The organism is Yersinia alsatica, assembly GCF_025133195.1.
In the GTDB taxonomy this organism is placed as follows: Bacteria; Pseudomonadota; Gammaproteobacteria; order Enterobacterales; family Enterobacteriaceae; genus Yersinia; species Yersinia alsatica.
Genome location: NZ_CP104006.1, coordinates 4322632 through 4347977, shown reverse-complemented (window position 1 = coordinate 4347977; position 25346 = coordinate 4322632). Strand labels below are relative to the sequence as shown.

Genomic DNA, 25346 nt, shown 5'->3' with positions numbered 1-25346 from the left:
GGCCTTTCGCATATCTGAAACCTGCCCTTTGCGGTGAATCGAAGGCTGCGGCAAGGTAGTCATGCTGTCAAATACAAGGAGGATACAGCATGAAATTTATAGGAAAATTATTTGTAATCACGACATTATTAGCCGGCTTTAATATCCAGCCCTTAGCTTATGCGGTACCCGCCAGCCCCTCGCAGGAAAAAGCCCTTAGTCAAACGACCAAGGCCACAACAGCCAGTCCTCAGGTAAAAACTGTGCAGGATAAAATGGTTGTCACGGCGACAGCAACAAGTGACCCAAGCCTAATAAATATCAATAGTGCCGATGCTGAACAGTTGGCGCAGTTCCTCAGTGGCATTGGTAGGAAGAAAGCTGAGGCAATTGTTAACTATCGTGAACAGTTCGGCCCTTTTACGGATGCTGAGCAGTTGCTTGAAGTTCCTGGCATTGGTCCTTCTTTCTTAGAGAAGAACGGTAGCAAGCTTAAAATGTGAATATTGCAGTCAGGCAGGTACTGACGAGTATTTGTCTGGCTATTTCAGCTCGTTATTTTCATAACAAATAACTCCCAGCATTTCATACTGTAAGGTGTAATTGCGGGGTAAAACTGTGACGTTGTTCTAGATTATATAGTAAGCGTGCTATGAAGTGTTTTTCCTCTGCTAATCTTTCTTTTTGAGGTCATACCAGTTGTGGGTGTCACTCTATAATGACTATTAACTGTTTGGAGAAGCTCGTCGTCATGCATACTCATATTAAAGTCAGGGGTTTCCATATTGATGTTTTTCAACATGTTAATAATGCCCGCTACTTAGAGTTTCTCGAAGAAGCCCGTTGGGAATGGCTCGATGGTGAGCCAGCAGCGCAGTGGATGGCTGAAAACCAAATCGCTTTTATCGTCGTTAATATCAATATTAACTATCGTCGGCCCTCAGTGTTGGGCGACCTACTGCGTATCGACAGCCAACTGCTAAAACTGAATGGTAAAAGTGGTGTGATGAAACAAACTATCACGCTGGAGCCGGAGTCTATTCCCGTGGCTGATGCAGAATTAACCTTTGTTTGTATCGACTTGCGTAGTCAAAAGGCATTGCCTATTGAGGGAGAATTACGCGCCAAGTTGGAGGAGTTTGTTAACCGAGGGTGCTAAAGGAGGTTGTTCTGTTATTTATCAATCACTACCTCGCCCCGATGGAGCGAGGTAGTGAAAGTAGGGCGGTTATCCGCGCTACAGTAGCAAATGGATCAAACCAGCCCGGTTTTTTGTTTCAGGCTTAGCAGAGTTTTGGCCTTATTGGCTTGATAAGACTCAAGCCCTCTGGCACGCAAGTGGCAGGCTGCGCATTGGCCACAGCCATCGCCCTGAACCCCGTTGTAGCAGGTGAGGGTGCTATGGCGAACCAGTTCTAGTTGCTGATAATAATCGGCTAAGGCCCATGTTTCTGCCTTATCTAACCACATCAAAGGGGTGATAAAGGCGATATCTCGGCCAATACCTAAATCTATCGCATGGTTGAGTGCTTTAACGAACTCATCCCGACAATCCGGGTAACCGGAGAAATCTGTCTCGCAGACGCCTGTGATAACCGCTTCTGCTTGTACCTGATAAGCATAAATGGCCGCTAAGGTGAGAAATAGAATATTACGCCCAGGTACAAAGGTGCTGGGAACCCTATCCTTTTCGTCTTCATTGTAGGTAGGGACTGGAATACTGTCTCGGGTCAGGCTGCTAACCGCTAATTCATTAAGCATGCCGACATCCAGCACTTTGTGTGCTTTGACGCCAAGTTGGGCTGCCAGTTTGCGGGCAACCTCTATTTCTGCGCGGTGGCGTTGCCCGTAATCGAATGTAATGCAGTGGACTTCATCATATTGCTGTAATGCTTGGATTAAACAGGTTGTGGAATCTTGCCCACCACTAAAAACAACGACGGCGCGTCTCATGTAGTTACCTCGTGCGGCTATGGGTATCTTTAGGTGTCATCCCACAGCAAAATTAAAAACTGACTGTATGGTACTCAGTTAGCGTGAGAAAGGGTAGTTAGCTGAGTTTAGTCGTCAGGTGGTGGCTGGTGGCAACCATGCCTGGCTGAAGTCGAACCAGCCGTAAGCGGTTAACGTAACACCGTTAATGCGCGGTGGGGCGTTGACTTGATATTGATAGTTGAACAGCGGGAGAATCAGCCCTGACAACATCAGCTCATTGTAATGTTCGCGTAATTGGCGAAAACGTTGTGGAGCAGGTTCGATTTGCTGAATCTGGGTCAATGTCACTTGCTGCTGTTCCCACTGTTCTGGCGAGAGAATGCCACGCCAGAGTGGATCAAGACGCAACCAACTTTCCATTGCGGCTTCTGGTGATTCACCCACTAAATGGTCTGCAAGTAGTAAGTCAGCCTCTTCGATTTGTTCGGTATTTTTCCACTGCTTATCATGGCTGGCGTAAATCTCTAATGTGCAACCATGCGCTGCCAATACTGTTTTGAGTTGTTCGGCAACAACTTTAAGCTCCATTGGTGGTTGATATACCAGCGTTAGGCGGGGGGGTAATGGCGGGTCTTCATCAGATGTAAATTGTGGAATAGGCCAGCCGGGCAGCATTTCATGGCTAGGGGTTATGATGCCGCGCATAATGGATAACTGCTCCAATATACCGGAGGTTTGTACTAGCATCAATAACTTAGCTATTTGCTGCGGTGTAATGTTACGCCGGTACTGATTAATGGCCAGATAACAAAACCCAAGGCTCATACTGCGCTGAACAGGGCGAGCTAGCGGGAAGTCCTCCTCCTGACCGATAGTAATGCGCACCGGATGTTGGCAACTGCCGTCTGCTGTTTGCACCACCAGGCTCGGGGTTATCCAGTATTCGATGATTTCCAGATAGGGGTGCTGCAAGTGATAAAACTCATGTTGCTCTAGCCGCACCAGATGCTGTTCGAAAGTCGCCAGTTTAAATGGACCAGCGCCCAATAGCGGATAGTCTGGATGAAACAGCCGGCAGGGTAAATCAGCCAGTCGATGAGCCAGCCAGTAATCTGGCTGTGAAAGAGTAAATTGCAAGCAGAGAGCATGGGGGAGGGTGATAGAGCGAATATTAGTAAAGCTGGGTCGACTGCGCGTATTTGCTTGCAGCTGTGCCAATGTTTGTAATAGCTGCTCGCCCCGAATGTGTTCACCATTGTGCCAACGCAGCTGGCTACGTAAAAAGAATTGCCAGGTTAAGCCATCCTCACTCACTTGCCAGTGATGGGCCAAATCAGGTTTTGGTTGTGGATCACCGGTGTTAAATCTGGTCAGGCCCGCATGCAAAGTATAAATTAGGTGTTGTTCAGCTCGGCCAGTGGCGGTGAGTGGGTTTAACGATTCAAGCTCGCGGTAATAAGGAATTCGCAATATTGGGCTGTCCGCTTGCCATTGCCCACCCATATGAGGGTTAAGTAAAGCTTGAAGGCGCTCAGGTTCCAGTTGAGCTAATTCGAGTGCCGCCTGATGATCACCTTGCTCAAGGAATATTTGCAGGTAAGTTGCGCGGAGTGTATCCGGGCTTTTCAGACATTGCAGTTGCGCTCGCTTTCCTCGGCCAACTTGTGAATGCCAACTAAGCCAGTCATTCGCCTGTAGCTGCTGGATTAGCGTGCGGGCATGGCGTTCACTGCAAAATAATAGGCCAGCGACTTCACCTACCGTGGTTGAGACTTGCTGGTCGGCGAATTTCTGATATAAACGCTGATATTGAGCTAGTCGGTGAATAATTCGCATAATCAATAACCTATTCCATTATGTTATCAGCTAGTTTAAGCCTATCCAGTGCCCGCATAGCCGTACTGATTGGCATCGGTTCTAAATACAGAACAGTTTAAATTAATTGTTCACTATTAGTTCCGTAAATACTACGCCATAATTTTATGCATACCACCAGTTTCACTCTTTATGAGGTTTTGAATGTACCGTTTAGCCGCTTTTGATATGGATGGAACCTTACTGATGCGTGACCATAATATTGGTGGCGCGACATTGAATGCGTTGCATCAGTTAGTGGAGAACGGAATCATTCTGACATTTGCTACTGGCAGGCATTATATTGATATGAAAGGGATTTTATCCCACTCCGGTATTAATGGTTATTTGATTACCGGTAATGGTACCCGAGTTTGCGACATGGATGGCGAACAGCTCTATGGTATGGACTTGCCCGCCGAGTTGGTGGAATTTGCACTGCACACGCCGTGGAAAACCGATGCCAGTATCCATATTTTCCGTGATGAAGGCTGGTTTACCAACTGCAATGATCCCGCCCTGCTGACGGCACATAAAACCAGCGGTTTTCAGTTCCAGCATACCGCATGGGATGCATTACCTCTGACCGGCAACCACAAAATTTGTTTTATTGCGCCGCATGAAGAACTGGTTGAGCTGAAGACTCAGCTTGAGCAGCAAATGGGAGGGAAAGCTGATTTCTGTTTCTCTGCTCTGGAATGTCTGGAAGTATTGCCTCTGGGTTGCAATAAAGGAACGGCGCTGGAGCGATTAAGCCACCACCTTGATTTAACCCTGGCGGATTGTATGGCATTCGGCGATGCGATGAATGATAAAGAGATGTTGTCGCGAGTGGGTCGTGGGCTGGTAATGGGGAATGCATTACCGCAATTGAAGCTAGAGTTACCCCAGTTACAGGTTATTGGCCGCTGCGAACAACAAGGCGTAGCGCACTATTTGCAACATTGGCTAAGTTCACCACACCTCACCTATTCCCCCGAATTCTGAGGTTTATCTCCTTCGTCTTTGACGTTGGGGATAGCTATTAGCCAGCCGGATGACCATCCGGTTTTTTTCTTCTAAAAGGGGCCTTAAACCGGCCCCTTTTGTCGATCAGTTACAGGTTATTTAGCTCATTGCTGAATGAGGTCAAATCGCCAATATTATGACTCACCCACTGAGGGTTATAGTAGGTATCGAGATAACGCTCACCGCTATCACAGAGTAATGTCACGATAGCGCCAGTTTTACCCTGTTCACGCATCTGTTTAGCTAACTGTAATGCCCCCCAGACGTTAGTGCCGGTTGAAGCTCCCACTTTGCGGCCAAGAATGCCTTCCAACCAATGGATGGTGGCAACACTGGCGGCATCCGGTACGCGCAACATACTGTCGATCACTTCTGGAATAAATGAAGGCTCCGCGCGCGGCCGACCAATACCTTCAATGCGGCTGCCACAGCTGCCGGTTACGGTGCGGTCACGGTTGCAGAAACAGTCATAAAATACCGAGTTTTCCGGGTCGACCACGACGAGTTGAGTATCATGACCTTGATAGCGGATATAACGGCCTAGGGTTGCCGATGTGCCGCCGGTACCTGCGCTCATCACAATATAGTCCGGTACTGGGAAAGGTTCGCGGGCCATTTGGCGGAAGATACTGTCAGCAATATTATTGTTACCGCGCCAGTCTGTAGCCCGCTCCGCATAAGTAAACTGGTCCATATAGTGGCCGTTAAGTTCACGAGCCAATTGTTCGGATGCAGCATAAATTTGCCCAGCACTTTCTACAAAGTGGCAGCGGCCGCCATAAAAGGTAATTTGTTCGACTTTACGCCGTGCAGTGCAACTTGGCATAACGGCAATAAAAGGCAAACCAATCAAACGCGCAAAATAGGCTTCAGACACCGCGGTGCTTCCTGAGGAGGCCTCAATAATGGTGGTGTCTTCTTTGATCCAACCATTACATAAGCCATAGAGAAATAATGAGCGGGCTAAACGGTGCTTCAAACTGCCGGTTGGATGGGTACTTTCATCTTTTAAATAGAGATAAATGCCGGGAAATGCTGGCAGATTTAAGCGGATCAGGTGAGTATCAGCGGAGCGTTGAAAATCGGCTTCTATTTCACTGATAGCATTTTTTACCCAAGTATTGGTCATTTTATGGCCTGCGATGTAGGTAGTAAACTAATGATGATTAGGTTAACGGTTCCTGAAGAAAAAAACGTTGCTATTTTTACTTCTATATCGCCAAATGGTAGAAATTTATTCTATGGTTACTGGATATGTTAGATAAAACTGACCGTAAGCTCCTGTGCATGCTGCAAGAAGATTGCACGCAATCACTGCAAGTGTTGGCAGAAGCGGTCAATTTGACCTCTACGCCATGCTGGAAACGTTTGAAACGCCTTGAGGATGAAGGCTTTATTCGTGGGCGAGTCGCTCTGTTGGATAGCGAAAAGCTAGGATTAGGACTCACTGCATTTGTGCTGATCAAAACGCAACAGCATAATAGCGGCTGGTATCAGGAGTTCGTCGAATTTATCCGCAAAATGCCAGAGGTGTTGGCGTTCTATCGTATGGCGGGGGAGTATGACTATCTGATGCAGGTCGAAGTTGCCGATATGAAAAGCTACGACAGCTTTTACAAACGTATGGTTAACGGTGTTCCGGGGCTGATTGATGTGACATCAAGCTTTGCGATGGAAAAGATTAAATATACGACTGTGTTACCGGTTCCTGAGTAACTATACTTTTTATCTTTCAAGCTGTAGCCGTGTTGGCTGTTCCCACTCACTGCAATCACTGACTTACGTCAGCTTAGTGGGGTGAACATCTTTGCCAACTTCCTGCTTCTTGAAGTCGATAGAGTATAAAAAGCCTTTTAAGTGATGGTATTCTACTTATCGCGTATAACGAGCAATACCGAGGCTCTTCGGTGTCAGACCATGGAATAAAACTGCGTGAGATTGTTTGCACAATTAGGCTGGTATTTCCGCCGTGAATGGCGCCGTTATATTGGCGCGGTATTATTGTTGATCATTATTGCTATCTTGCAATTATTGCCACCTAAGTTGGTCGGCGTCATTGTGGATGGCATCAGCACAAAACAGATGTCGACCAATATGTTACTGGTGTGGATCGGTGTGATGCTGGTGACCGCCATTGTGGTCTATCTGTTGCGTTATGTGTGGCGAGTCTTACTTTTTGGTGCTTCCTATCAATTAGCCGTAGAGTTGCGGGCAAACTTTTATCGCCAACTCAGCCGGCAAACCCCTGGCTTCTATTTACGTCACCGTACCGGCGATTTAATGGCGCGCGCCACTAATGACGTCGACCGCGTGGTTTTTGCCGCGGGGGAAGGGGTTTTGACGTTAGTCGATTCACTAGTGATGGGATGTGCGGTGCTGATTGTGATGAGCACCCAAATTAGCTGGCAATTGACCTTACTGTCATTGTTGCCTATGCCGGTCATGGCAGTAGTCATCAAGTATTACGGTGACCAACTGCATCAGCGCTTTAAATCAGCTCAGGGGGCATTTTCTGCCCTCAATAATCAGGCGCAAGAGAGCCTGACCAGCATCCGTATGATCAAGGCCTTTGGCCTGGAAAATCATCAGTCGCAACAGTTTGCGCAAGTCGCAGAAGAGGCGGGCGCTAAGAATATGTATGTTGCACGTATTGATGCCCGTTTTGACCCGACGATTTATATCGCCATTGGTGTCGCGAATTTGCTGGCTATCGGCGGTGGTAGCTGGATGGTAGTAAATCACAGTATCACTTTGGGGCAACTGACCAGTTTTATTATGTATTTGGGATTGATGATTTGGCCGATGCTGGCATTGGCGTGGATGTTTAATATTGTTGAGCGGGGCAGTGCTGCTTATAGCCGCATCCGCAGCTTGCTAGAAGAAGCACCGGTGGTAAAAGACGGCGACATTGCACTGTCTGACGAGCGCGGCACCTTAGTTGTCAATATTCACCGTTTCCAATATCCGGGGGCTGAACAGCCATCACTGCATGATGTTTCGCTGACACTGGCTCCGGGGCAAATGCTGGGCTTATGCGGGCCGACGGGCTCTGGAAAAAGTACCTTACTGGCATTAATTCAGCGGCAATTTGATATTGATGACGGCAGGATCTGCTATCAAGGGCATCTGCTATCTGATATCCGCTTAAATGACTGGCGCGGGCGTTTATCTGTGGTTAGCCAGACCCCATTTTTGTTCTCTGATACCGTCGCGGGCAATATTGCATTAGGTAAACCCGATGCTACTCAAACACAGATTGAACGAGCCGCTCGTTTAGCCAGTGTGCATGAAGATATTTTGCGCCTTCCTCACGGCTATGACACTGAAGTAGGTGAGCGCGGTGTGATGTTATCCGGTGGGCAAAAGCAGCGCATTTCCATTGCACGCGCTCTGCTGTTAGACACCGAAATTTTAATTCTTGATGATGCGCTCTCTGCGGTTGATGGTCAGACAGAGCATGAAATCTTAAAAAACCTGCGGGAGTGGGGTGAGCACCGCACTGTGATTATCAGCGCACATCGTCTTTCTGCTTTGACCGAAGCTAGCGAAATTTTGGTTATGCAACATGGTGGCGTAATGCAACGAGGCACCCATAACGTGTTGGTTAATCAGTCTGGATGGTACCGGGAAATGTACCGTTATCAGCAACTGGAGGCCGCCTTGGATGAGGGCGAACCGGAGGTTAAAGCGGATGAGTAAAACTCAGCAACCTCTGCCGATACGTAAACTCTGGCCCACACTAAAGCGCCTACTCTCTTATGGATCGCCTTATCGTAAGCCCCTCGGGTTGGCGGTATTGATGCTGTGGGTGGCCGCGGCCGCTGAGGTCAGCGGCCCGCTGCTAATTAGCTATTTCATTGACCATGTGGTCGCCAAGGGGACTCTGCCTCTGGGGCTGGTTAGTGGCTTGGCATTAGCTTATTTGCTGTTGCAATTACTGGCGGCAGCGTTGCACTATTTTCAGGCATTGCTGTTCAATCGGGCCGCCGTGGGTGTCGTTCAACGGTTACGTATTGAAGTGATGGATGCGGCTTTACGCCAGCCGCTCAGTGCTTTTGATACCCAACCAGTCGGGCAATTGATTTCCCGCGTGACGAATGACACCGAAGTTATAAAAGATTTGTATGTAATGGTGGTGTCAACCGTACTGAAAAGTGCGGCATTAATCGGTGCAATGCTGGTGGCGATGTTCAGTCTGGATTGGCGCATGGCGCTGATTTCGATCTGTATTTTCCCTGCTGTGCTGGTGGTTATGGCCATTTTTCAGCGTTATAGCACGCCAGTCGTCCGCCGTGTTCGGGCCTATTTGGCGGATATTAATGACGGTTTCAATGAAGTCATAAATGGTATGGGCGTGATTCAGCAGTTCCGTCAGCAAGCGCGCTTTGGGGAACGTATGGAATCAGCCAGCCGCGCGCATTATGTCGCGCGTATGCAAACCTTGCGTCTGGAAGGTTTTCTATTGCGTCCGCTGCTGAGCTTATTTTCTGCTTTGGTGTTGTGTGGTTTGTTGCTGCTTTTTGGCTTCAGTCCAGAAGGCTCTGTCGGGGTTGGTGTGCTGTATGCATTTATTAACTATTTGGGCCGACTCAATGAACCGCTGATTGAACTGACCTCACAACAGTCGATCATGCAGCAAGCTGTGGTGGCCGGGGAGCGTATTTTCGAGCTGATGGATCGTGCCCAACAAGGCTATGGTACTGATGACCGCCCACTGTCCAGTGGTCACATTCAGGTTAAAAACGTCAGTTTTGCTTACCGTAGCGATAAAATGGTACTGCAAAATATTTCCCTTGATGTGCCTTCGCGCGGTTTTGTCGCCTTGGTGGGGCACACCGGCAGTGGTAAGAGCACATTGGCTAATCTGTTGATGGGCTACTATCCGGTGCAAAAAGGTGAAATTCTGCTTGATGGCCGGCCGCTACCACAATTATCACACCAAACATTGCGCCAAGGCGTGGCGATGGTGCAGCAAGACCCGGTGGTACTGGCTGATTCGTTTTTTGCCAATGTAACTTTAGGCCGTGATATCAGTGAGCAACAAGTGTGGGATGCACTGGAAACAGTGCAACTGGCCCCGTTAGTCCATGCTTTACCTGATGGCTTGCACAGTTTGCTCGGCGAGCAGGGCAACACCTTGTCAGTTGGGCAAAAACAGTTGCTGGCGATGGCGCGAGTATTGGTGCAGGCCCCACAAATTCTGATTCTGGATGAAGCCACGGCGAATATTGATTCTGGTACTGAGCAAGCAATCCAGAAAGCCCTGCAACTTATCCGGAAAAACACCACGTTGGTGGTGATAGCTCACCGCCTTTCAACCATTGTCGATGCGGATACCATCCTGGTATTACACCGTGGTGTCGCAGTTGAGCAAGGTAAGCACCAAGAGTTACTGGCGGCTCATGGGCGCTATTATCAAATGTATCAGTTGCAGTTGGTCAGTGAAGATTTAGCCGCTATAGACCAAGTAGAAACCGCGGTGAGTTAAACAATAAGCTGCGGGGCTGATGGGCCCTGCAACTTATACCTGAGAGCTTTTCGCTTTAATCCTTCCCGTGAATATCCCCGTTAATGTCCACTCGGTGCGACTCGCGCACCATAATCTGGCAAGACTATAGCGCGCAGAGGCGACCCTGCACTTCTGTGACGCGCGTCGCACTAATTTGGTGCACAAAAACTGTTCGATAATATCGATTCAGCTGCTGCTCCGTTGGATGAGTTATCTCAACCGCCCTCTGTTCGCCCTTTCCAGATTAAATTCTCATGACTCATATTTATGGCATAGCCTTTGCTTTATCTGTTGCGTGGCAGACATGAATTCGACCTAATTCGAGAAGGGGCAAATATGAAGCTGGTTACCGTGGTGATCAAACCATTTAAGTTGGAGGATGTGCGTGAAGCCTTGTCCTCTGTAGGTATTCAGGGGCTGACCGTAACCGAAGTAAAAGGATTTGGTCGCCAGAAAGGACATGCAGAACTCTATCGGGGAGCTGAATACAGCGTCAATTTCTTACCTAAAGTGAAAATTGATATCGCTATTGCTGATGATCAATTGGACGAAGTCATTGATGTGATCAGTAAGGCCGCCTATACCGGCAAAATTGGTGATGGCAAAATTTTCGTTGCTGAATTGCAACGTGTTATTCGCATCCGTACCGGCGAAACAGACGAAGCAGCACTGTAATTTGCAGGCTCAAATTTAGTGAATAGGGATGGGTTGATGATGAAAAAACTTTTATCCGTGTTGGGCCTGAGTTCGGTAGCGATGCTGCCCTCTTTGGCAATGGCCGCAGCACCGGCTGTAGCTGACAAAGCCGATAACGCTTTTATGATGATTTGCACCGCTTTAGTGCTGTTTATGACTGTGCCCGGTATTGCCCTGTTCTATGGCGGCCTGCTGCGTTCTAAAAACGTATTATCGATGATGACTCAGGTCATGGTGACCTTTGCACTGATTTGCGTGCTGTGGATACTGTATGGCTACAGTCTGGCGTTCAGTACCGGTGGTAATGCGTTCTTCGGTGGTTTTGATATGGCGATGCTCAAAGGTATTGGTTTGACCAGCCTGAGCGGCACTTTCTATCAATATATTCATGTGGCGTTCCAAGCCTCATTTGCCTGTATCACCGTCGCGTTGGTGGTGGGTTCATTCGCCGAACGTATTCGTTTCTCCGCAGTATTAATTTTTGCGGTGCTGTGGTTCACCTTCTCATACCTGCCAATGGCGCACATGGTATGGGGCGGCGGTTTCCTGGCACTGGATGGCGCGCTGGACTTCGCAGGCGGCACTGTGGTGCATATTAACGCCGCGATTGCTGGCTTGGTGGGGGCATACTTGCTGGGTAAACGTGCCGGTTTTGGCAAAGAAGCTTTTAAACCACACAACTTACCGATGGTGTTCACCGGTACAGCTATCCTGTATATCGGCTGGTTTGGATTCAATGCCGGTTCTGCCAGTGCCGCTAACGAAATTGCCGCACTTGCCTTCTTGAATACTGTTGTTGCTACCGCCGGTGCCATCCTTTCTTGGGTATTTGCTGAGTGGATTTTACGTGGCAAACCTTCACTGTTAGGTGCATGTTCTGGCTGTATCGCCGGTCTGGTTGCGATTACTCCAGCGGCAGGTACAGTGGGCGTCGGTGGTGCACTGATTATCGGTCTGGTTGGTGGGGTTGCTGGTCTGTGGGGTGTGGTTCTGCTGAAAAAATGGCTGCGGGTGGATGATACCTGTGACGTGTTCGGCGTCCACGGCGTGTGTGGGATTATCGGTTGTATTCTGACTGGCGTCTTTACTTCTGCTTCTCTGGGCGGTACAGGTTACGCGACTGGCGTGACTATGGGCCATCAAGTCGGTGTGCAGTTGTTCAGTGTGGGTGTCTGTTTGGTCTGGTCTGGTGTTGTTGCTTTCGTGGCCTACAAAATTGCGGACCTGGTGGTTGGTCTGCGGGTACCTGAAGAACAAGAACGCGAAGGTCTGGATGTTAACAGCCACGGCGAAAATGCATACAACCAGTAAGCTAAGTAGTTATTGCCCGCTGATAGGTTAGAAAAAATAACAAAGATGATGATAGCAACAGGGGCGATGGAAACATCGCCCCTGAACTATTTAGATACCGACAGTTTACTATCAACGATGCAAACGAATAACCCCTTCCTGCACCGTTGAGGCTATCAGCACCCCTTCCCGAGTATAAATCTGCCCGCGAACAAAGCCCCGAGCACCAGAGGCCGACGTGCTTTCTACCGCATACAACAGCCAATCATCCAAACGGAATGGCCGATGGAACCACATGGAATGGTCGATGGTGGCAATTTGCACACCCGGCTCAAGGAAGCCAATCCCGTGCGGCTGTAAGGCGGTCAGTAGGAAATTGAAATCAGAGGCATAGCCCAGTAAATACTGGTGAACTCGTAAGTCATCCGGCATTTTGCCATTGGCACGGAACCAGACATAACGATTGGGCTCTTCTACTGAACCTTGCAGCGGGTTGTGGAATTTTACCGGGCGCATTTCAATGGGCTGATGGCCGATAAACTTCTCCCGCACTTTTTCGGGGATGAGATGGGCAAATTGGCGGGCAATTTCAGTCTCAGACATTAACCCCTCTGGTGGGGGGACATCTGGCATCGTGTTTTGGTGCTCAAGACCCTCTTCCTGGCTTTGGAACGATGCCGTCATGTAGAAGATAGGTTTACCATTCTGAATCGCACTCACCCGACGAGCGCTGAAGCTGTTGCCATCACGCAATGTTTCGACGTCATAAATAATGGGTTTGCTGCTGTCCCCTGGGCGTAAAAAATAGCTGTGAAATGAATGAACAAGCCGGTCAATCGGAACGGTTTGTTTGGCTGCATAAATCGCCTGACCCACAACCTGACCACCAAATACCTGGCGCAAGCCCAGATCTTCACTTTGGCCACGGAAGATCCCTTCTTCAATTTTTTCCAGATCGAGTAGATCGAGCAGTTTTTCTAATGCCTGACTCATGTTGTGGCCCCTGATGATTGAGTTCATACACAGTGTGCTGAATCCATTGGTCGGTCGTCAATATATTGCTGCGAAACGGCTGCTCAGTTGATCAGCATTTGATAAGGAATAGTCTGATAAATAGCTTAATCGGGCGGCAAGCGCCATGGCTCAGCATATTGTGCTATAATTAGCTTGCTAGGTGGTTGAAGCCACTTATTAAACGCGGGCTTTTCTCTGAATAGCCAGCATCTTAATAATAAGAAGGAGTGCGACCTATGAAACCTTGGCAATCAATAAAATTTTGGCAGATAGCGGGTGGGGCAGCATTGGTAGTGAGTCTGGCTGGGTGTGCTCACAAGGGAGCTGATGTTCCGGTTCCGGCACCCGCAGGGACAACGACCGCTGCGGCACCTATTGCGCAACCTGCTGTGCAAGGGACAGTGAATATCCGCGAGCGCATTGCCTTGCCACCTGATTCCGTCGTAACGGTTACGCTGTCGGATGCTTCACTGGCTGATGCTCCTACTCGGGTGATTGCTCAAAAAGCGATTCGTACCGAGGGTAAACAGGCACCTTTTACTTTTGCCTTGCCGTTTAACCCAGCAGAAATTCAGCCCAATGCCCGTATTATTGTCAGCGCAGCTATCACGCATAATGGTCAGCTAATGTTTATCACTGATACCATTCAGGAAGTGATTAATAATGGCACGGGTACTCAGGCCAACCTGTTGCTGGTGCCTGTGACCTCTGTGGCGATCGAAACTGCGCCAACAGCAACAACATCAGGTACTGGGACGATACAGTAACCACTGAGAGCGCTACAGAGTATTAATGATTCTGTAGCGCTGCTATTATTGGTATTGCCAACGATACTGTTGTAAATCAATGCGCCCAGCTGGCGTTATCTCAATACCTTCAGCTAACAATGCGTTTTTCTGCCGAAGATAATCTTCCCCAACCAACGAAATTTCACCATGGCGATTGATAACCCGATACCAGGGTAATGTCGAGCCTTCCGGCAAACGCTTTAATACACCACCAACTTGTCGCGCTGCTCTTGGGGAGCCTATCAGCCGGGCAATATCACCATAAGTGGTTACCTGGCCATAGGGGATTGCCGCCACCACGTGGAATACTCGTTGGCGAAAGCTATCTATGGCTGGTGGGCTGCTTTGCTCTGTTATTTCATCCAGCGCTTCAGCTTCATCTTGGTCTTGTCGCCCCATTGTTGATGATGTCACTGCATCCTCTTGGTTGTCTGTTATCTGCATGATGGTATAGAAATGAATAACATCATCAGCGATTTTGGTGCCAGAAGAAAATGAATTTAGTCGATAGCTGAACACGACTGGGCAAGAAACCATCGGTTAGCGCAGGTTGTCTTGCTATTTGGTGGGGCATGGTCGATAATGCCCACCGCTCCAGAGTATAAGGAGCCGTTAACGTCAATGGAGGCCCTGTTGGTTCTCCCGCAACACTAACTTGTGAACTCGGTCAGATCCGGAAGGAAGCAGCCGTAGCAGGCGCGGTGTGTGCCGGGATGTAGCTGGCAGGGCCTCCACCATTTCTAATGTACGACTTACTGTCGCTTCATCTTTTTTCGGGACTAGGGTCAGTGCCATTGATGCAACATTCATCTTGAAAATATTGGATAATATTTTCCAAAACATCATATTTGGCAACACACATAAGTGTCCGACTCTCTCTATTTTGCTGGATCAACCCTACCGATATTAATGCTGAGATATGATGGCTAAGTGTTGATGCAGGGATCCCTAACTGTTTCTGCAGTTCACCCACGGGTAATCCCTGATTTCCGGCTTTAATCAGATGTTTGAAAATAAACAGACGTGTAGGATGTCCTAGCTCTTTCAGTGCCTTAGCAACTTCTTCCAATTCCATATATCTACCTCTATAGACAATATTTCGATAATAGCAGAAATATACATTGATTAACAAATTATTTCGAATATACTAGAAATATAGTTTATTGGTTGTGAGGAAACAGGAATGAATGATGGGTTAACGATGTTGGCAGATGCATCAAAGATGTTTCTTTTTTTAGCAACCGAACTGTCACTATTGTTTTTAGCGATCAGTCTGTGCGTCAATTTGATACGACAGAAAGTACCCGATACAAAAATTCAAGCTATGCTGGGCAATCGTAAAGGTAGAGGATATGTGATTGCAGCCATGCTCGGAGCATTAACACCGTTTTGCAGTTGCTCAACCATTCCCATGCTGCGTGGACTATTGTCCGCTAAAGCTGGTTTTGGACCAACACTGACTTTTCTGTTTGTTTCTCCGTTACTCAATCCAATTATTGTTGGGTTGATGTGGGCGACTTTCGGGCTAAACATCACCTTGTTGTACATCCTCATCGCGACAACAGTGTCCGTGTTTTCCAGTCTCTTATTGAATAAGTTAGGGTTTGAGCGGTATGTAATTAATACTAAAAATACCAAAGGCAATTCTTGTACCGCAAGTTGCTCTACACCAGATATAACCGTACAAAAAGTCTCTTGTTGCAGTTCTAATCCTTGTAGCAAACTTAAACGGCCGGTTCGGAAAACATCGTGTTGTAGCACTCAACTGGTTAAACCGAGTGGTTCGGGGTACGAGAATGAAAGTTGCGCGGGATCAACGTCACCAAGTGTTATAAAACTGGCATGGAAAGACGCATGGAAACAGTTCAGGGAGGTGTTTCCCTATCTGTTGGCTGGCGTGCTGATTGGCGCTTTTATCTATGGTTTTGTCCCGACAGAGTGGATCGCAAAACATGCTGGCAGTGATAATCTGTTCGCTGTGCCTTTTAGTGCAATCGTTGGTATCCCGCTTTATATCCGGGCTGAAGCCGTGATCCCTCTGGCCTCAGTTTTGATGACGAAAGGAATGGGAATAGGGGCAGTTATGGCTCTGATCATTGGGAGTGCAGGAGCAAGCTTAACAGAAGTTATTCTGCTTAAGTCCATGTTTAAGGCACCCATGATTGTTGCATTCCTTGTTGTTATTATAGGCATGGCAATCATGATGGGGTATCTGACCCAGCAGCTCTTTTAGTGACAGAAAGATATCGGTAATTTGTGTTCAAAGGGGGGGATTATTAAAATTTGATAGATGGGGTTGTCTCTAGAGCCAGTATTTTCTAACGGAGCTGTCTGGGTACACCACTTATCAACGTCCAATACCTAGCGAATAAAATGCACAATGACACAAGGCACGCAGCGCAAAGCGTGCCTTGTCCAGAAGAGTTTAGTTTTGATAATTAACTACCTTGCTTCTTCTTTCCATCAACATAACATCCCGCCATACACCTCTCATTTCGCCGATTTTTTCCCTGATACCTATCGCACGAAAACCCGATTTTTCATGTAGCCTGACACTGCCAGTATTTTCAGGGAAAATACCCGCAATCAGTGTCCAGATCTTGGCCTCTTCAGACGCATTAATCATATGGGACATCAATCTATAACCAATACCCTGACCACTGCTCTGAGGATTCACGTAAATGCTTACTTCAGCGACACCTCTATAGGCGTAACGTTTTGAAAAAGCCGACAACGCAATCCAACCTTCAATTTTACCTTCTATGAGCGCGACATAGCGGCACTGATCCATATGACCATCATTCCAGTCATACCAGCTTGGCGATTCGGTTTGAAAAGTAGCATGGCCCGTGTCGATCCCCCGTTGATAGATATCACTGACTGCAGACCAATCCTTTTCTGTCATTTCTCGAACATATACTTCTTTCATCGACTGTATCCTCAACGGGCTATTTATTACTCTGGGTGCCAAACACGAAAAGGGAGCATTCAATGCCCCTTTACTTGCTTCTGGCGTTATTTATTTCTCTACGCGCTTACCCTGTTCGTTTACTACCCGCTCACCATCTTCCTTATTGAAAGCGCCACGCTGCGCATCGGGCAAAATCTCCAATACTACCTCAGAAGGTCGGCATAACCGGGTTCCCAACGGAGTGACAACTATCGGACGGTTGATCAGGATAGGATGCCGCAGCATAAAATCGACCAGTTCGTCATCACTGAAGGTTTCTTCTGCCAGGCCTAATTGCTCATAAGGCTCAACGTTTTTACGTAACAGCGCCCGAACCGTAATCCCCATATCGGCGATCAATTTTACCAATACCTCACGACTTGGCGGTGTTTCCAGATACAGAATAACTGTGGGTTCAGTGCCACTGTTGCGAATTAACTCCAACGTGTTACGCGATGTTCCACAAGTCGGATTATGATAAATAGTCACATTGCTCATCTGGATGATCTCTCATTGAAATATCCGAAGGCTATGCCTTCAGATGTTGTTGATTAAGCCCTATTTTTTAACCAATATTTACAGAGATACTGATAACCTCAGTGCTAATGCTGCCAGGGTGACAAACAGCACTGGGATCGTCATGACAATGCCCACCCGGAAATAATAGCCCCAGGTAATAGTCATATTTTTTTGTGATAACACATGCAGCCACAATAAGGTTGCCAAGCTACCTATCGGGGTGATTTTCGGCCCCAGATCGCTGCCGATGACGTTGGCATAAATCATCGCTTCCTTGATCACTCCGGTGGCAGAACTGCCATCAATCGACAGAGCCCCTACCAAAACAGTAGGCATATTATTCATGATGGAAGACAGAAACGCCGTCAGGAATCCGGTACCGAGCGTCGCCACCCATAATCCCTGATCCCCCAGTTGATTCAGCAAGGCGGAAAGATAGTGGGTCAACCCCGCATTACGTAGGCCATAAACCACCAGGTACATCCCCAGCGAGAAGATAACAATTTGCCAAGGTGCGCCGCGCAGCACTTTACCGGTATTAATGGCATGTCCTTTTTTCGCAACAGCAAACAAAATCAGCGCCCCCACGGCAGCAACCAAACTGACAGGAACACCGAGCGGCTCCAAAGCAAAAAAACCAACTAACAGCAGAACCAGAACCAGCCACCCGGTTTTAAACGTGTTGATATCGCGAATTGCCTCTTTTGGCTCTTTCAACAGGGACAGGTCGTAAACGGCGGGAATATCTTTGCGGAAAAACAGATGCAGCATGACCAACGTCGCCGCAATGGCAGCCAGATTAACCGGTACCATCACTGCTGCGTATTCAGTGAATCCAAGATTAAAGAAATCAGCCGAGACAATATTTACCAGGTTCGAGACGATAAGCGGCAGGCTGGCCGTATCGGCAATGAACCCCGCAGCCATTACAAAGGCCAACGTAGCGCCACGGCTGAAACCCAACGCCAGAAGCATCGCAATTACAATAGGCGTCAGGATTAGAGCCGCGCCATCATTGGCGAACAGAGCCGCCACCGTAGCTCCGAGTAAAATAATGTAGGTAAACAACAAACGACCTCGCCCATTGCCCCACCGAGCAACATGCAGTGCAGCCCATTCAAAGAAACCGGATTCATCCAACAGCAGGCTGATGATGATCACGGCAATAAAAGTCGCGGTCGCATTCCAAACGATCTGCCAAACCACCGGAATATCACCGATATGAACGACACCGGTCAGTAACGCCAGTCCCGCACCGAGCATTGCACTCCAACCAATTCCCAACCCTTTGGGTTGCCAAATAACCAGCACAATAGTCAGGACAAAAATCGCACCTGCCAACAACATAACGCCCCCGATAGGGCAAAAGTATTCCCTTTGCCCTGTAAATGTTTATAAATTAAACGTCACCAGTCAGATAGCTCAGACGTGCAAGACCGATAGGTTCTTCTTCCTGCCGCGGAACCAGTGCCAACCGCGAAGATAATGTCTCTCTGACTTTTTTATCTGCTCAATTTCATGTGATGCACGTAACTGCAACATAATGCTGGGTCATAAACTGAGAGAGTTTTCATCGATTCTTTCCTTCCCGTTGCTTGGTTAATCTGTTCGCGCTCTCAAACAAATACGAAAAAACAGATATGAATGGGTAAATTTTTTAATGTATCAGAGGCAAGCGACCTTGCCTTTCATTGTCGTATTACCTCTCGCCAGTAAAATGATTGCATCCCGTTGACTGAGATAAGCTTGCTCAATCACGGTCGCAGCCCAAGCAGGAATATGAGGTGATAAACGATAGTGAATCCACTTTCCAGCCCGACGATCCAGCAAAAGCCCAGATTCTCTCAGCATTGCTAGATGTCTGGAAATCTTAGGCTGAGACTCATTCAAGGTATTACAAAGCTCGCAAACACATAGCTCGCCGGATTCTCGCAACAGCAGAATGATATTCAGACGAGTTTCATCTGATAAATTTTTGAAAAGTTGCAATGGCGTTAATGTCATCATGGGAACTCCGAGGCTTGAATACTGAGGTTATCTTAGGTCAGCCAGAGATAAAGTCAATTTATGTATTCGTTTTAACATATATAATGATTTGCAGGGAGTGACCTACTCTCCATTAATTACACACTCCGATGTTAGTAATGTCTTCATCAGCAACCTGAGGACATCCCATGAAGACGCGTTTTCCGACGAACAGATTATCAGGATTCTCCGCGAAGCTATGCTGGGGCGTAGGCGCTTTGGCTAGTGACTCATACAGGTGATGTACATTCTGGGTAATATTGTGCTGTTTCGTGTCTATTCCGCGACAATAAGAACAGATCTGGGCTCTGAATTGCCATCTGAATTTGCAGTGGGTTAGCAAAACGGAGAATTGGAAGGTAAACAAACTGATATTACTAACTGACTATTGTATTTAACCGTGGGGGGCAGGTCAGTAGGGTGCGGGATAGACTAAGTATTGAACAGCGAAATGGGATTTTTCTTATATTTATATAGATTAGATTTTCTATTTACGCTTTAGGTTTAGCAATGAATTAATAATGTCTCTAAATTATTAGCTATCAGCTGGAGCCTTAATAAATTAAATAGAGCAACAATGTGCCTTTACTTAACCGCTTTGATAACGCTAATAGTTTGGTTGACGTGTAGATGTGCAATAGCGCGGGATTGAAGCTAACCTTCAATACCGTAGTTTTGTCACCACATTTATCCTAAATTAAAACACTTACAAAGCACTTGCCGCATTGAAGCCGATAGCGATTATCGGCTCAACGTTGTGTGTCTTAACCAGCGTTAAGCAGACTATTTCACATGTTGCCAGACAGTAGGTGGAATTTTATCATAAAGTTTATTCATTGTGAGTTCAGCTAAGCGATGATCGGCAGCTGAGTAAAACAATTCCAACTCATCATCGCTTAGCTCGTACTTATTTTTTTCAATTACACGTTCCAGCGTATCAATAGTCGTACATTTTCTTAAACGCATCAGGTAGTCAGTTTTTGTCATGGTAATTTTTCTTCTCAATATACAAATAATATAGGGGAACTATCCCTTAAGTTTTCATCAGGGTACAGATGTATTCCCCTGAGAAAAGTCTGAATAAACGCTCTTTGGTTTTTTGCCAGCGACGCAATTCAGGATCATTGATCCCATAACTACTGAACAGAGTATATGTATCGTCTAAATATTCTTCCACTAACTCTGAAAGGTCGCCGCCATCTGGGTATTTTATTTTAAAACTCATCACAAATGAAGCTATATGCTCGATCAAATCATTGAGTTGCAGGTTTACGGCAGATGTCGGGTCATTTACCCAGCCATGGTGGCTATCACCAAGGGTAGCAATGCCTTCATCATACAAACTCTCACATAGAAACTTCAATTGGGCAATGTCATGCCGTTTAGGTGAGTACTCATCCATATCATCCCCTCCGTAAACTCTTAATTCGGTGTTGATAACACAATGTGAGTAGATCGGTAATCATATAAACGAAGAAGCTTATCGGTAAAGTAAATAAACTAGTCTTGTTATGAATATAAATCATTTCTCCGCTCACCGCGCAACTTTATTACTTAAGCTTACAATTCGTCAGCGGTTGAAGGTCTATCATTGTTAATTATATCAAAGACGATTTTTTCGGGATGTACAATAAATGTTACAGCATTTGTTAGTGATTCTTCAGTATTGATATCCAAACATGGATTGAAGATATACCACCGATAACAGTAAGTCATTGAATAACAATTAGCTTTCACATTGTGAATATCAAGGATCTCTAATGAGCCAACCTTGTATCTAGCATCCTCTGAATAATACATTAACCCGGAAACTAAATTTCCTTCAATCTCACGGATATTATTGTTGATAACATTCTTCAGTAATGAAATCGGGTAACACCCTGATGAGAAGTCCCCAGCTATTTCATTGTTCATTAATTGTCCGCTCATAGTGGTAAGATTAATTCATTACTGTGCCGTTATCGTTACAAAAAATGCGATGATATTTATTTTCCAACTACTATTGACATGATTTGAATCAAAAAATTCAATTTTAATGAGATTTATCAACCAAAAGGCTTAGTTAACACCCAGTGATGTTATTTGGATCACTATCGACCAATAACACTATCTTGCAATAAAATAACAAGGCTTAAATAGAAATCTCAATATTTAAGGTTATTACCTACAGTTAATTTACCCCATATCTATTAATTTAGAATGCTCAGCGGGTTTTATCAAGTAGAGGTGCTGCTGTATTAGTTATTTTTTATTATGTAATTTACTGTTTTGCGAGCATTCGCGAGTAATTATGATACTGGAGTGGCAAAAGCTTACCAGCCCTCATCAGCAAAGTAGCAGTAAAGATAGTTTAATTTACTGTAACTAACCATGTTAGTGCCGCTTGTTTTATCCACAGCGGAAGTTTTACTTCCTGCACGCAATTCTGCCGATGGGGCATCTCGTCATGGTTTGTTACTTTTGACATAGATAAGCCAGTGCACGACTCTTGAACTTAGTGATAATATGTGATGTTATAATGTATCACTTAAATATCTGTTTCTTCCTTATATGAATAAGCTTTCAGCTCGGTTTAATTCTCTTCCTTATTGGACATTATTCTCACTTTCTTCGTTACAGCGTATGGCGGGGGTTGCTCTGCTTTGCCTGCTGCTGTGGTGTGCTATTTATTGGGCGAATGTATTGCCATGATAAATTTGAGAAATACTGAAATTGGCTATGAACGTCATGCGCTGACGCCACCCATTGACGGCTGTTTTATCGCGGGTTCTCTAACCGCTATTATCGGCGCAAATGGCACAGGTAAATCGACTTTACTTAAAACATTGGCGGGCTTGCAACCGGCAGTTGCCGGTCAAATCACTTTCACTGGCGGTAAAGCGCCGCAAATGGCCTATCTTCCGCAACAAGCTGAATTAGATAAGCAGTTTCCCATTGTTGTTCAAGATGTTGTGGCAATGGGGTGCTGGCCACAAAGTGGCTTGCTCGGAGGGATTAACCCTCAATCACGGCAGCGCATTCAACAGGCATTAGACACCGTTGGCATGCAGGATATGGCGTGCCAACCCGTGGGCGAGTTGTCCGGCGGACAATTACAACGGGTGCTGTTTGCCCGCCTGTTAGTGCAGCAGGCGCAACTGATTTTACTGGATGAGCCTTTTACTGGCATCGATAGTCAAACTGTTCGGCTATTGCTTGAGGTTATTCATCAACTTCACGACGAGGGGCGGACTATTATTGCTGTCCTGCACGATATGTCGATGGTTGCCGATCACTTTCCCCATGCATTGTGGATGACCCCGCAAGGGTGCTGCTGGCAGTCGTCTGATCAGGTTCTAGCACAATGGCATCACATCCACAGTTCATCTTGCGCGCTTTCCTCTTTGCTCCCACAGCAACCACTGAGGGCCATCAATTCATGACAGTGTTTCATTTACTTGTTGATCCTTTCATGGATTTTGGCTTTATGCGCCGGGCTTTGGTGGCTTGCTTGGCACTGTCACTCAGTTCAGCACCTCTAGGTGTTTTCTTATTACTGCGACGAATGAGTTTAGTCGGTGATGCCCTGTCTCACGCAGTACTACCCGGTGCGGCTATCGGCTATCTGATTTCGGGTATGTCACTGGTTGCCATGGGCATTGGTGGTTTTATTGCCGGGCTGGCGGTTGCCATGATGTCCGGCTGGGTCAGTAGGCGAACACTATTAAAGGAGGATGCCAGTTTTGCCGGCTTCTATCTTGGCTCTCTGGCTTTAGGGGTCACTTTGGTTTCGCTGCGGGGTTCCAGCATGGATCTGCTGCATGTGTTATTCGGTTCTATTCTGGCCGTCGATGCTAGCGCCATGACCATGGTGGGCACGATCACCACATTTTCCATGCTGGCTTTGGCTGCTATTTATCGCGCGTTAGTCGTCGAATCGTTCGATCCGGTTTTTTTGCGGGTCAGTATGGGGCGTTGGCTGATGGTAGTCCACGCGCTATTTCTCTCTTTGGTTGTTCTTAATCTGGTTGCTGGGTTCCAAATTCTTGGCACCTTGATGTCGGTCGGATTAATGATGTTACCGGCGGCCAGCGCACGTTTTTGGGCTAAAAATCTGCCGCAAACATTGGGGGGCGCGATGGCGATTGGCATGCTTGCCAGTATTGTTGGCCTGTTGTGGTCTTATTATGCTTCGCTGCCTGCTGGGCCTGCCATCGTGCTTAGCGCCAGCCTGATTTTCTTTGTGTCTATTTTATTTGGAACGCGTGGTGGTGTGTTGGCAACTGCGCGCCGTTGAGAAGTATCTGTCATAAAAGGAGAGTTAAATGAAGCGTTTACCTATTAGTTTGGCGGTGGCTGCCCTACTGTCAAGCCCATTGGCAATGGCAAAAACGGTTGAAGCCGTTGCCAGTTTTTCTATTTTAGGAGACATCGTCCAGCAAGTTGGGGGCGAGCATGTCAATGTGGTGACTTTGGTTAGGCCAAATAGTGATCCTCACGGTTTTGCACCTACGCCGAAAAACAGCAAGCAGCTGTCCAAAGCGGATGTGGTATTTGTCAGTGGGTTAGGATTGGAGGGTTGGCTGGAGCGGCTGATCACCGCCTCTGGTTATAAAGGCCAGGTGGTTATCGCATCAACCGGAGTCGATACCCGCAAAATGGATGAAGAGGGTAAGGAAGTGACTGATCCCCATGCATGGAACAGCATGGCGAATGGTATTAAATATGCTAACAACGTAATGAATGCATTGATTGCCGCCGATCCTGAAGATGCGGATTATTTTCGCAAACGGGGCGGGGAGTATATTCAGCAGTTGGAAAAACTGGATGCTTACGCCAAAGCACAATTTGCAGCAATTCCAGCCGCGCAGCGAAAAGTGCTAACCAGCCATGATGCTTTTGGTTATTTTAGCCAGGAATATGGGGTTAACTTCTTGTCACCAGTGGGTTTCTCTACTGAATCTGAAGCCAGTGCCAGCGGTGTGGCAGCACTGATTAATCAAATCAAACAAGAGAAAATAAAAACCTATTTTATTGAAAATCAAACCGATCCGCGCTTGGTGAAACAGATTGCCACCGCCAGTGGTGCTAAAGCGGGCGGAGAACTCTATCCTGAAGCGTTGTCTGCCGCAGGTGGCCCGGCCACGACCTATGCCGAGGCATTTAAACACAATGTAGATACTCTGGTGGCCAGTATGAAGTAGTCGCAGGAAAAGAGTATTCAGCCTGTGATAGTTAGCGTCAGAGGCTGAATTTCAGTGCCTTTTGTGACAGAAAAAAGCCCCGTTGGGCAGCAACGGGGCTTACTGGTAGACTGACAATATACTCAATATCAACGTTTCTTATGTGTCCCTCCTTGAACCGCTTTAAAACGTGGATTGCTTTTGCAAATAACATACACTCGGCCACGACGACGGACGATTTTGCAGTCGGGATGACGGTTTTTTGCAGAACGTAATGAACTCAATACTTGCATGATTAACTCTCAGAATTAGCTGGCTTTTTTGGTCAGGAAACTGCCAAAACGTTGATGGAAGCGTGCAGTGCTGCCCTCTTTTGAGAACTCTTTTTGTTTACCGGTGTAATACGGATGTGAGGCCGAAGAGATATCCAATGTGACATAAGGATAAGTCTGACCATCACGTTCAATCGTGCGTGCCGTGGCAATGGTTGAACCTACAGTGAAATAGGTATCTGCACTGGTATCGTGGAAAACCACGGTTCGGTAGTTAGGATGGATGCCAGGTTTCATAAGAACTCCATATGTTATGTTATACTATAACAATAATTATGCACCTTT

Annotated in this window: 28 protein-coding genes and 1 other RNA gene; 14 read left to right on the top strand and 15 right to left on the bottom strand. The window is 46.9% G+C overall.

Annotated features, from left to right (window positions below; all coding sequences use genetic code 11):
- Nucleotides 1–89 precede the first annotated feature (89 nt).
- Both N0H69_RS19700 and N0H69_RS19695 read left to right on the top strand, forming a co-directional pair.
- Nucleotides 90–482, top strand: a complete 393-nt coding sequence (locus N0H69_RS19700) for a ComEA family DNA-binding protein (RefSeq protein WP_050151564.1) — start codon at nt 90–92, stop codon at nt 480–482.
- 248 nt (nt 483–730) lie between these two features.
- On the top strand, nt 731–1138 hold the full coding sequence (locus tag N0H69_RS19695) for an acyl-CoA thioesterase (RefSeq protein ID WP_050122648.1): 408 nt from the start codon (nt 731–733) through the stop codon (nt 1136–1138).
- Between the two features lie 95 nt (nt 1139–1233).
- Here the strand turns inward: N0H69_RS19695 and queC are convergent, their stop codons facing one another.
- A complete protein-coding gene (gene queC / locus N0H69_RS19690; RefSeq protein WP_050108948.1) occupies nt 1234–1932 on the bottom strand; it encodes a 7-cyano-7-deazaguanine synthase QueC in 699 nt (232 codons plus the stop codon).
- A 114-nt stretch (nt 1933–2046) separates the two neighbouring features.
- The gene (locus N0H69_RS19685; RefSeq protein ID WP_050151563.1) at nt 2047–3750 is read right to left on the bottom strand and encodes an SgrR family transcriptional regulator; all 1704 of its coding nucleotides are present in this window, start codon (nt 3748–3750) and stop codon (nt 2047–2049) included.
- 183 nt (nt 3751–3933) lie between these two features.
- On the opposite strand from N0H69_RS19685, the gene cof reads away from it, so the two are divergent.
- Complete coding sequence (gene cof, locus N0H69_RS19680) at nt 3934–4755, top strand: HMP-PP phosphatase (RefSeq protein WP_050108944.1); 822 nt, start codon at nt 3934–3936, stop codon at nt 4753–4755.
- Between the two features lie 109 nt (nt 4756–4864).
- Here the strand turns inward: cof and N0H69_RS19675 are convergent, their stop codons facing one another.
- The gene (locus tag N0H69_RS19675) at nt 4865–5905 is read right to left on the bottom strand and encodes a PLP-dependent cysteine synthase family protein (RefSeq protein ID WP_050151562.1); all 1041 of its coding nucleotides are present in this window, start codon (nt 5903–5905) and stop codon (nt 4865–4867) included.
- A 125-nt stretch (nt 5906–6030) separates the two neighbouring features.
- Here N0H69_RS19675 and N0H69_RS19670 point away from each other — a divergent pair, with 125 nt between their 5' ends.
- From N0H69_RS19670 to amtB, 5 genes are all read left to right on the top strand, one after another.
- Nucleotides 6031–6492: an Lrp/AsnC family transcriptional regulator gene (locus N0H69_RS19670; RefSeq protein ID WP_050108941.1), complete on the top strand. Its 462-nt coding sequence runs from the start codon at nt 6031–6033 to the stop codon at nt 6490–6492.
- Nucleotides 6493–6708: 216 nt separating this feature from the next.
- Complete coding sequence (locus tag N0H69_RS19665) at nt 6709–8475, top strand: SmdA family multidrug ABC transporter permease/ATP-binding protein (protein ID WP_050151560.1); 1767 nt, start codon at nt 6709–6711, stop codon at nt 8473–8475.
- A complete protein-coding gene (locus N0H69_RS19660; RefSeq protein WP_050108938.1) occupies nt 8468–10264 on the top strand; it encodes a SmdB family multidrug efflux ABC transporter permease/ATP-binding protein in 1797 nt (598 codons plus the stop codon). The genes N0H69_RS19665 and N0H69_RS19660 overlap by 8 nt, the downstream gene beginning before the upstream one ends.
- Nucleotides 10265–10621: 357 nt before the next feature.
- Nucleotides 10622–10960 (top strand): P-II family nitrogen regulator, encoded by a 339-nt coding sequence (glnK, locus tag N0H69_RS19655; protein ID WP_002208627.1) that lies wholly within the window; start codon nt 10622–10624, stop codon nt 10958–10960.
- A 39-nt stretch (nt 10961–10999) separates the two neighbouring features.
- The gene (gene amtB, locus N0H69_RS19650) at nt 11000–12292 is read left to right on the top strand and encodes an ammonium transporter AmtB (protein WP_050109005.1); all 1293 of its coding nucleotides are present in this window, start codon (nt 11000–11002) and stop codon (nt 12290–12292) included.
- Nucleotides 12293–12403: 111 nt separating this feature from the next.
- Here amtB and tesB read toward each other — a convergent pair whose 3' ends face one another.
- Nucleotides 12404–13264: an acyl-CoA thioesterase II gene (gene tesB, locus N0H69_RS19645; RefSeq protein WP_050108936.1), complete on the bottom strand. Its 861-nt coding sequence runs from the start codon at nt 13262–13264 to the stop codon at nt 12404–12406.
- Nucleotides 13265–13521: 257 nt separating this feature from the next.
- Between tesB and N0H69_RS19640 the strand changes: the two genes are divergently transcribed.
- On the top strand, nt 13522–14052 hold the full coding sequence (locus tag N0H69_RS19640; protein WP_050108933.1) for a YbaY family lipoprotein: 531 nt from the start codon (nt 13522–13524) through the stop codon (nt 14050–14052).
- Between the two features lie 45 nt (nt 14053–14097).
- On the opposite strand, the gene N0H69_RS19635 is transcribed toward N0H69_RS19640, so the two are convergent.
- The gene (locus tag N0H69_RS19635) at nt 14098–14403 is read right to left on the bottom strand and encodes an MGMT family protein (protein ID WP_050151579.1); all 306 of its coding nucleotides are present in this window, start codon (nt 14401–14403) and stop codon (nt 14098–14100) included.
- A 301-nt stretch (nt 14404–14704) separates the two neighbouring features.
- Here N0H69_RS19635 and ffs point away from each other — a divergent pair.
- Nucleotides 14705–14801: signal recognition particle sRNA small type (ffs, locus tag N0H69_RS19630), an RNA gene on the top strand.
- Nucleotides 14802–14836: 35 nt separating this feature from the next.
- On the opposite strand, the gene N0H69_RS19625 is transcribed toward ffs, so the two are convergent.
- Entirely contained in the window at nt 14837–15148 is a 312-nt protein-coding gene (locus N0H69_RS19625; RefSeq protein WP_050151558.1) for an ArsR/SmtB family transcription factor, read from the bottom strand.
- A gap of 108 nt (nt 15149–15256) precedes the next feature.
- Between N0H69_RS19625 and N0H69_RS19620 the strand changes: the two genes are divergently transcribed.
- Nucleotides 15257–16306, top strand: coding sequence for a permease (locus N0H69_RS19620; RefSeq protein ID WP_050151555.1), 1050 nt, complete (start codon nt 15257–15259; stop codon nt 16304–16306).
- A 192-nt stretch (nt 16307–16498) separates the two neighbouring features.
- Here N0H69_RS19620 and N0H69_RS19615 read toward each other — a convergent pair whose 3' ends face one another.
- The 7 genes from N0H69_RS19615 to N0H69_RS19585 all read right to left on the bottom strand — a co-directional run bounded on the left by N0H69_RS19615 (nt 16499) and on the right by N0H69_RS19585 (nt 21481).
- Nucleotides 16499–17002 carry a GNAT family N-acetyltransferase gene (locus N0H69_RS19615; RefSeq protein ID WP_050151553.1) on the bottom strand — a complete coding sequence of 168 codons (504 nt, stop codon included), beginning with the start codon at nt 17000–17002 and terminating at the stop codon, nt 16499–16501.
- Nucleotides 17003–17092: 90 nt separating this feature from the next.
- Nucleotides 17093–17521 carry a glutaredoxin-dependent arsenate reductase gene (gene arsC / locus N0H69_RS19610; RefSeq protein WP_050151551.1) on the bottom strand — a complete coding sequence of 143 codons (429 nt, stop codon included), beginning with the start codon at nt 17519–17521 and terminating at the stop codon, nt 17093–17095.
- A 78-nt stretch (nt 17522–17599) separates the two neighbouring features.
- Nucleotides 17600–18889 carry an arsenic transporter gene (locus N0H69_RS19605; protein ID WP_050151549.1) on the bottom strand — a complete coding sequence of 430 codons (1290 nt, stop codon included), beginning with the start codon at nt 18887–18889 and terminating at the stop codon, nt 17600–17602.
- 318 nt (nt 18890–19207) lie between these two features.
- Complete coding sequence (locus tag N0H69_RS19600) at nt 19208–19549, bottom strand: metalloregulator ArsR/SmtB family transcription factor (protein WP_050151547.1); 342 nt, start codon at nt 19547–19549, stop codon at nt 19208–19210.
- 801 nt (nt 19550–20350) lie between these two features.
- Nucleotides 20351–20554: an expression modulating protein YmoA gene (ymoA, locus tag N0H69_RS19595; RefSeq protein ID WP_002208622.1), complete on the bottom strand. Its 204-nt coding sequence runs from the start codon at nt 20552–20554 to the stop codon at nt 20351–20353.
- A gap of 46 nt (nt 20555–20600) precedes the next feature.
- Nucleotides 20601–20969, bottom strand: a complete 369-nt coding sequence (tomB, locus tag N0H69_RS19590; RefSeq protein ID WP_004392643.1) for an Hha toxicity modulator TomB — start codon at nt 20967–20969, stop codon at nt 20601–20603.
- Between the two features lie 158 nt (nt 20970–21127).
- Nucleotides 21128–21481, bottom strand: a complete 354-nt coding sequence (locus N0H69_RS19585) for a hypothetical protein (RefSeq protein WP_050108920.1) — start codon at nt 21479–21481, stop codon at nt 21128–21130.
- A 773-nt stretch (nt 21482–22254) separates the two neighbouring features.
- Here N0H69_RS19585 and N0H69_RS19580 point away from each other — a divergent pair.
- From N0H69_RS19580 to N0H69_RS19570, 3 genes are read left to right on the top strand one after another with little or no spacing between them, the layout of a single operon-like run.
- Nucleotides 22255–22989, top strand: a complete 735-nt coding sequence (locus N0H69_RS19580; protein WP_050133694.1) for a metal ABC transporter ATP-binding protein — start codon at nt 22255–22257, stop codon at nt 22987–22989.
- On the top strand, nt 22986–23843 hold the full coding sequence (locus tag N0H69_RS19575; RefSeq protein ID WP_050151544.1) for a metal ABC transporter permease: 858 nt from the start codon (nt 22986–22988) through the stop codon (nt 23841–23843). Before N0H69_RS19580 ends, N0H69_RS19575 begins: the two co-directional genes overlap by 4 nt.
- 28 nt (nt 23844–23871) lie before the next feature.
- The gene (locus N0H69_RS19570) at nt 23872–24750 is read left to right on the top strand and encodes a metal ABC transporter substrate-binding protein (protein ID WP_050151542.1); all 879 of its coding nucleotides are present in this window, start codon (nt 23872–23874) and stop codon (nt 24748–24750) included.
- 128 nt (nt 24751–24878) lie between these two features.
- On the opposite strand, the gene ykgO is transcribed toward N0H69_RS19570, so the two are convergent.
- Nucleotides 24879–25022, bottom strand: coding sequence for a type B 50S ribosomal protein L36 (ykgO, locus tag N0H69_RS19565; RefSeq protein WP_002208618.1), 144 nt, complete (start codon nt 25020–25022; stop codon nt 24879–24881).
- A 15-nt stretch (nt 25023–25037) separates the two neighbouring features.
- On the bottom strand, nt 25038–25298 hold the full coding sequence (locus tag N0H69_RS19560) for a type B 50S ribosomal protein L31 (protein ID WP_050077358.1): 261 nt from the start codon (nt 25296–25298) through the stop codon (nt 25038–25040).
- Between the last annotated feature and the right edge of the window lie 48 nt (nt 25299–25346).

Bases quoted from the DNA above. Each gene is read 5' to 3' on its own strand.
- amtB (WP_050109005.1), top strand. From the start codon at position 11,000: ATGAAAAAACTTTTATCCGTGTTGGGCCTGAGTTCGGTAGCGATGCTG.
- N0H69_RS19640 (WP_050108933.1), top strand. From the start codon at position 13,522: ATGAAACCTTGGCAATCAATAAAATTTTGGCAGATAGCGGGTGGGGCA.
- N0H69_RS19585 (WP_050108920.1), bottom strand. From the start codon at position 21,481: ATGAACAATGAAATAGCTGGGGACTTCTCATCAGGGTGTTACCCGATT.
- tomB (WP_004392643.1), bottom strand. From the start codon at position 20,969: ATGGATGAGTACTCACCTAAACGGCATGACATTGCCCAATTGAAGTTT.
- N0H69_RS19570 (WP_050151542.1), top strand. From the start codon at position 23,872: ATGAAGCGTTTACCTATTAGTTTGGCGGTGGCTGCCCTACTGTCAAGC.
- ymoA (WP_002208622.1), bottom strand. From the start codon at position 20,554: ATGACAAAAACTGACTACCTGATGCGTTTAAGAAAATGTACGACTATT.
- N0H69_RS19575 (WP_050151544.1), top strand. From the start codon at position 22,986: ATGACAGTGTTTCATTTACTTGTTGATCCTTTCATGGATTTTGGCTTT.
- N0H69_RS19625 (WP_050151558.1), bottom strand. From the start codon at position 15,148: ATGGAATTGGAAGAAGTTGCTAAGGCACTGAAAGAGCTAGGACATCCT.
- N0H69_RS19670 (WP_050108941.1), top strand. From the start codon at position 6,031: ATGTTAGATAAAACTGACCGTAAGCTCCTGTGCATGCTGCAAGAAGAT.
- N0H69_RS19620 (WP_050151555.1), top strand. From the start codon at position 15,257: ATGAATGATGGGTTAACGATGTTGGCAGATGCATCAAAGATGTTTCTT.
- arsC (WP_050151551.1), bottom strand. From the start codon at position 17,521: ATGAGCAATGTGACTATTTATCATAATCCGACTTGTGGAACATCGCGT.
- N0H69_RS19605 (WP_050151549.1), bottom strand. From the start codon at position 18,889: ATGTTGTTGGCAGGTGCGATTTTTGTCCTGACTATTGTGCTGGTTATT.
- N0H69_RS19615 (WP_050151553.1), bottom strand. From the start codon at position 17,002: ATGAAAGAAGTATATGTTCGAGAAATGACAGAAAAGGATTGGTCTGCA.
- N0H69_RS19695 (WP_050122648.1), top strand. From the start codon at position 731: ATGCATACTCATATTAAAGTCAGGGGTTTCCATATTGATGTTTTTCAA.
- ykgO (WP_002208618.1), bottom strand. From the start codon at position 25,022: ATGCAAGTATTGAGTTCATTACGTTCTGCAAAAAACCGTCATCCCGAC.
- N0H69_RS19600 (WP_050151547.1), bottom strand. From the start codon at position 19,549: ATGATGACATTAACGCCATTGCAACTTTTCAAAAATTTATCAGATGAA.
- N0H69_RS19675 (WP_050151562.1), bottom strand. From the start codon at position 5,905: ATGACCAATACTTGGGTAAAAAATGCTATCAGTGAAATAGAAGCCGAT.
- N0H69_RS19685 (WP_050151563.1), bottom strand. From the start codon at position 3,750: ATGCGAATTATTCACCGACTAGCTCAATATCAGCGTTTATATCAGAAA.
- N0H69_RS19700 (WP_050151564.1), top strand. From the start codon at position 90: ATGAAATTTATAGGAAAATTATTTGTAATCACGACATTATTAGCCGGC.
- N0H69_RS19660 (WP_050108938.1), top strand. From the start codon at position 8,468: ATGAGTAAAACTCAGCAACCTCTGCCGATACGTAAACTCTGGCCCACA.
- N0H69_RS19560 (WP_050077358.1), bottom strand. From the start codon at position 25,298: ATGAAACCTGGCATCCATCCTAACTACCGAACCGTGGTTTTCCACGAT.
- N0H69_RS19580 (WP_050133694.1), top strand. From the start codon at position 22,255: ATGATAAATTTGAGAAATACTGAAATTGGCTATGAACGTCATGCGCTG.
- cof (WP_050108944.1), top strand. From the start codon at position 3,934: ATGTACCGTTTAGCCGCTTTTGATATGGATGGAACCTTACTGATGCGT.
- tesB (WP_050108936.1), bottom strand. From the start codon at position 13,264: ATGAGTCAGGCATTAGAAAAACTGCTCGATCTACTCGATCTGGAAAAA.
- queC (WP_050108948.1), bottom strand. From the start codon at position 1,932: ATGAGACGCGCCGTCGTTGTTTTTAGTGGTGGGCAAGATTCCACAACC.
- glnK (WP_002208627.1), top strand. From the start codon at position 10,622: ATGAAGCTGGTTACCGTGGTGATCAAACCATTTAAGTTGGAGGATGTG.